1 protein-coding gene is annotated in these 247 nt (G+C 61.5%); it reads left to right on the forward strand.

From position 1 onward, the window contains the following. Positions 1-247 (forward strand): hypothetical protein (locus GHO25_RS26000; protein WP_153393496.1); only part of this gene is annotated, 247 nt, incomplete at both ends.

Genomic DNA, 247 nt, shown 5'->3' on the forward strand with positions numbered 1-247 from the left:
TGGTCGACGCGATGGCCTTCCACATGAAAAAACTTGAGGACGAGAGCCGCACGGGTGCGAAACAGTCCTTTGTCGCCGAACAGCTGCGACGCCATCAGGAAACGCCGCAGGTTGGCCGCCTGCTGTCGCTGTACGTGGACGACAGCGTGGCCGATCCGACGCCGTTCGGCGAGGTGCGCCAACGCGCCTACAAAATCATGTCCAGGGAATTGCTGCAAAACACGGCGCAGCGCATGAGCGTCAAGCC

Source organism: Pseudomonas sp. FSL R10-1350, assembly GCF_009600525.1.
Taxonomy (GTDB): Bacteria; Pseudomonadota; Gammaproteobacteria; order Pseudomonadales; family Pseudomonadaceae; genus Aquipseudomonas; species Aquipseudomonas helleri.